The 4,582-nt window shown below is 69.7% G+C and carries 4 protein-coding genes, 1 tRNA gene and 1 pseudogene; 3 read left to right on the forward strand and 3 right to left on the reverse strand.

The genetic code is table 11. The annotated features are described in order from the left end of the window. Positions 1–8: 8 nt before the first annotated feature. The 3 genes from AC1DZ6_RS19545 to AC1DZ6_RS19555 all read right to left on the reverse strand — a co-directional run bounded on the left by AC1DZ6_RS19545 (position 9) and on the right by AC1DZ6_RS19555 (position 1,974). Positions 9–1,103 (reverse strand): 3-deoxy-7-phosphoheptulonate synthase, encoded by a 1,095-nt coding sequence (locus AC1DZ6_RS19545; protein ID WP_477098805.1) that lies wholly within the window; start codon positions 1,101–1,103, stop codon positions 9–11. 96 nt (positions 1,104–1,199) lie between these two features. Continuing rightward, the gene (locus AC1DZ6_RS19550; protein WP_477098808.1) at positions 1,200–1,283 is read right to left on the reverse strand and encodes a hypothetical protein; all 84 of its coding nucleotides are present in this window, start codon (positions 1,281–1,283) and stop codon (positions 1,200–1,202) included. Positions 1,284–1,359: 76 nt separating this feature from the next. Beyond that, complete coding sequence (locus tag AC1DZ6_RS19555; RefSeq protein ID WP_477098806.1) at positions 1,360–1,974, reverse strand: HD domain-containing protein; 615 nt, start codon at positions 1,972–1,974, stop codon at positions 1,360–1,362. 135 nt (positions 1,975–2,109) lie between these two features. On the opposite strand from AC1DZ6_RS19555, the gene AC1DZ6_RS19560 reads away from it, so the two are divergent. The 3 genes and pseudogenes from AC1DZ6_RS19560 to AC1DZ6_RS19570 form a co-directional block, all read left to right on the forward strand. Beyond that, positions 2,110–2,184, forward strand: a tRNA-Gly gene (locus AC1DZ6_RS19560). Between the two features lie 108 nt (positions 2,185–2,292). After that, positions 2,293–2,997, forward strand: a complete 705-nt coding sequence (locus AC1DZ6_RS19565) for a methyltransferase domain-containing protein (protein WP_477098807.1) — start codon at positions 2,293–2,295, stop codon at positions 2,995–2,997. 241 nt (positions 2,998–3,238) lie between these two features. Continuing rightward, positions 3,239–4,582: pseudogene (locus AC1DZ6_RS19570) on the forward strand (hypothetical protein); the annotation flags it as partial.

The raw sequence follows: 4,582 nt of genomic DNA on the forward strand, positions 1-4,582 counted from the left end.
CCACGACCCTAGGCCCTGGCCTGGCGACCGGCCCGAACCGCCGCCGCCAGATCGTCCAGCATCCGCACCGAGGTCTCCCAGTCGATGCAGGCGTCGGTGACAGACTGGCCGTAGGTCAGGGGTTGGCCCGGGACGATGTCCTGGCGGCCGGCGACGAGGTTGCTCTCGATCATCACCCCCATGACGGGCGAGCGTCCGGTCGCCACCTGGGCGCAGAGATCGGCGATCACCGCGGGCTGGTTCTCGTGGTTCTTGCCGCTGTTGGCGTGGCTGGCGTCGACCATGATCCGCGGCGGCAGGCCGGCGGCGGTCAGGGCCTGGGCCACCGCGGCGACGCTGGCGGCGTCATAGTTGGGGGTCTTGCCGCCGCGCAGCACGACATGGCTGTCGGCGTTGCCCGTGGTGGTGGCGATGGCGGCGCGGCCTTCCTTGGTCACGGCCAGGAAATGGTGCGGCTGTGCGGCGGCCAGCACCGCGTCGACCGCGACCTTGACGTCGCCGTTGGTGCCGTTCTTGAAGCCCACCGGGCACGACAGGCCCGAGGCCATTTCGCGGTGGATCTGGCTTTCGGTGGTGCGTGCGCCGATCGCGCCCCAGGCCACCAGGTCGGCGATATATTGCGGCGTGGTGACGTCGAGGAACTCGCAGGCCGCCGGCAGGCCCTGGGCGCTGACGTCCAGCAGCACCCGCCGCGCCAGCCTCAGGCCCTCGTTGATCCGGAAACCGCCGTCCAGGTCGGGATCGTTGATCAGCCCCTTCCAGCCGACCGTGGTGCGCGGCTTCTCGAAATAGACCCGCATGATCACTTCCAGCTCGCCGGCGTGACGTTGGCGTTCGACGGCCAGGCGGCGGGCGTAGTCGAGGGCGGCCTTGGGGTCGTGGATCGAGCAGGGGCCTATGACCACCACCAGGCGGTCGTCGCGGCCGTTCAGCACCGCGTGCACGGCATTGCGGGCGTCCCCGACGATCTCGGCGATCGACGAGGTGGCCGGCGCCTCGCCGATCACCTGGGCCGGCGGGCTGAGGGTCTGGAGCTTCTGAATCCGCAGGTCGTCGGTGGGGACCGGCAGGGAGACGAGATTGGGGGCGGTCGAGGAAGGCATGGCGTAACTCCGGGAAACTGGGACGTCCGGGAGCCATGAAAAAAGCCGCCCGGGAGAACCCCTGGCGGCTGGTGAAGACATTCTGCGGCGCTGAATTCAGGCCGAACAATCCCCTCCCGGCGCCAGAGGCGTCGGATAGCTAAAATACCAAAACAGCTGTTGGCTGGCGGCGAGGATCATGAGGCCGACCCTAAAGCCACGTTCGCCGTCTGTCACGCCCTTAACGACGCGGGGTGGATCGGGCCTCGGCAGCCGCCTAGGCCGCCGCCCCGTCCGGCTTGCGCAAATAGATCGACCGCTTCGGCGCCGACATCACCCGGTGCAGCATCGGCTCGAAGGCCTCCAGCGGCATCGACGTGTAGGCCGGGTCGAAGGCTTCCTGGTCGTAGATATGGCAGAACTGGGCGGTGTATTCAAAGCTGGGATGGCCCCTGAACTGGTCGCGCATGTCGCGGTCCAGGCCCAGGTGGTGGAAGAAGTAATAGCCCTGGAAGACGGCGTGGTGCGCCACCATCCAGTGGTTCTCCTCCGAGACGAAGGGCTGCAGGATCGCCGCGGCGATGTCGGCGTGATTGCGCGGGCCCAGGATGTCGCCGATGTCGTGCAGCAGGGCGCAGACCACGTATTCCTCGTCGCGGCCGTCCTGGAAGGCGCGGGTGGCGGTCTGCAGGCTGTGGTCCAGCCGGTCGATCGCGAACCCGCCGCAGTCGCCCTGCAGCAGCTTGAGGTGCGAGACCAGCCGGGTGGGCAGTTCGCGGCCGAATTCCATCGAGGCGTTGGCGATGATCGACCAGTCCTGCGGCGTGCCGTCGACCATCGCGTGGAACTTGGCCCGCTCGTGGTCATCCGGATGCTGGTGACCGTCAGCCATGCGTTCTCTCCCGAACATCTGTTTGACCCGATCGTGCGCCGGTCCACGGGCGCCGTCAACGCATGGCCTTGAGAAGAGGGGCGAGACCGGCTAGACGGGCTCAGCGCTTGGACGGCGCAGGCTTTTCCGTCCAATGCGGGCGTAGCTCAGAGGTAGAGCGTCTGCTTCCCAAGCAGAATGTCGTGGGTTCGATTCCCATCGCCCGCTCCAATCTTTTCAAAGACTTAAGCTAGGGAGCGCTGAAGCGGATAACGTCAGGCTTGCCGTTGCAGTTATCACAACCTTGGCGACTCCAGGCGTTCGTGCATCACTGCCGTCATGCTGGTCGACCCGRTCTCCAAAGTCCCGCTGGCGTCCCCTGAAGCCTTCGACCTGGTCCCCGCCGACGAGGTCCTGAAGGCCATTGTCGGGGCCGAGCGCTTCGACCTGTGGCGCCTGCTGCAGGAGGTGGGCGAAGACTCCTACAACAGCACCGGGCCGATCGGGAATTTCAGCCACGGCGACTACGAACCTGGCCTGCGCCTGGGCGCGATGCTCGCCGAGCACGCGTCCGGCCTGGCCCTCGACGTCGGATGCGGGCTGCTGGAAAAGCCGGCCTACATGGTGGACGCCTGCCGCTGGATCGGAATCGATCCGACCGCGACGGGCAACCCCGCCTTCTACGGCGCCCGCGAGTTTCCCTTCTATCGGGCGCTGGGCGACTTCCTGCCGTTCGCCGACCAGGTGTTCGACGCGGTCGTCTTCTCGTCGACGGCCGATCACCAGATCGAGCCCGCCCGGGCGTTTCGCGAAGCGTTCCGGGTCCTCAAACCCGGCGGCCAGCTGTTCGTGGTCGAGACCGCGCGGGCCGACGACGCCGCCTACCGCGCGTGGAAGGCCCAGCCGGTGGCGCGCTACAACCTGTTCCACGCCTGGGCCTWCACCGAGGAAACCCTGCCTGCGCTGGTCGCCGAGGCGGGGTTCGAGGTGCGCGAGCGCTTCTTTCTGGCCGGGACCGAGCTGTACGTCCGCGCGACGCGCTGACGGTTCCTCGCTCGCTCGATCCGGCCGCGGATGACGACGCCGGCCCAACCCCGGCGGTCTCGTCGTGGTGGCGGGGAACCGGAAATTGCACAGCTGCCCGCGAAGGCCGGAATCTGTGCCGTTCTGGCGCGAACATTGTTCGTGCAGCACGGGAAAACACTCCGATTTTGGTTAAGAACGGTTAAGTTGTCGCGCGCGTCGGCAGTCGGATGTTGAGCGCGCGCGTATCGGGGAAAAGTTCATGGGCAAGCTGTCGACTGGCGCGGCGAAAGCCGCTGTTGCGGAGACTTCGCGCGTGGACCGCCTGGCGCGGTTCGCCGACGGGTTGGAGCAGTTGGCCGGCCGCYGGGAGCGCGAAGCGCGCGACCCCCGGGTCGCCGCCGCCCTGAGCGAGCGCTTCGGCGCCTCGGCCCCGGAACTGCTGGCCACCCAGGACGCGGTCGCCCACCTGCTGGCCTCGTCGTTCGGCGCGCCCGGCGCCCTGCCGCCCAAGCTGCTGCTGCGCCTGCACGACACCCTGGCCTCGCTGGCCGTGCTGGCGGCCTATGCGCCGCCGCCGGTCGAAACGAACATTGTCCCGATCATCGACGTGAAGAGCCGCGCCCAGGCCGTGCGGATCGAAACCGCCGCGCGCAAGCTGCTCAAGGGGCTGGGACGCGTCCTGGCCGCCGGCGCGATCGGGGCCAGCGTGCTGAGCGCACTGCCGGCCGCGGCCCAGGTCCATGTCCAGCACGCCAACGGCGCCCATGCCGACGACGGCGACGATCGTCCGGCGGACGGCGAGGACGGCGACACCGGCAACGCCGGCGGCACGATCACCGGTCCGATCAACGGCAATTACACCAACGCCGGCGGGCCGGCCGTGAACGTCACGGTCGACGGCAGCAACGGCGGCGACGGCGGCGTGGGCTTCCTGGTGCCGCCGTTCGTGCCGGTCGGCTTCGGCGGCGACGGCGGGGCCGGCGGCGCGGGCGGAACGGCCAATGTCACGGTCACCGGCCAGGTCTCGACCACCGGCGACAACGCGGTGGGCGTGCGGGTGACCAGCAACGCCGGCTCAGGCGGCGACGGCGGCGACGGCATCGGCGCCTATGGCGAAGGCGGCAGCGGCGATCACGGCGGCGCGGGCGGCACGGCCAAGCTGACCCTGGACGGCGCCGTCACCACCCACGGCGCGGAATCCTCGGCCCTGTTCGTCCAGAGCGTGGGCGGCGCGGGCGGCGACGGCGGCTATGGCGCGGGCCTGGTCGGTTCGGGCGGCAGCGGCAGCGGCAGCGGACCCGGCGGCACGGTGGGCGTGATCAACAACGGCGTCCTGGAGACCTTCGGCAAGGGCTCGAACGGCATCCTGGCCCAGAGCGTGGGCGGTCTGTCGGGTTCGGGCGGCTCGGCCGGCGGCATCGGCGCCTTCGCGGGCGGCTCCAACGCGGCGGGGATCGGCGGCGCGGTCAATGTCGCCAACCATCACCTGATCACCACGCACGGCGACGTGGCCTACGGGATCCTGGCCCAGAGCATCGGCGGCGGCGGCGGCGCGGCCGGCGGCGCGGGCGGCATCGCGGCCCTGGGCGGCTCGGGCTCGGGC

This window comes from Caulobacter sp. P1_B12_2 (assembly GCF_056406675.1).

Excerpts from the sequence above, each read along its gene's own strand:
- AC1DZ6_RS19550 (WP_477098808.1), bottom strand. The coding sequence starts at position 1,283 with ATGATCCTCGCCGCCAGCCAACAGCTGTTTTGGTATTTTAGCTATCCG.
- AC1DZ6_RS19555 (WP_477098806.1), bottom strand. The coding sequence starts at position 1,974 with ATGGCTGACGGTCACCAGCATCCGGATGACCACGAGCGGGCCAAGTTC.
- AC1DZ6_RS19545 (WP_477098805.1), bottom strand. The coding sequence starts at position 1,103 with ATGCCTTCCTCGACCGCCCCCAATCTCGTCTCCCTGCCGGTCCCCACC.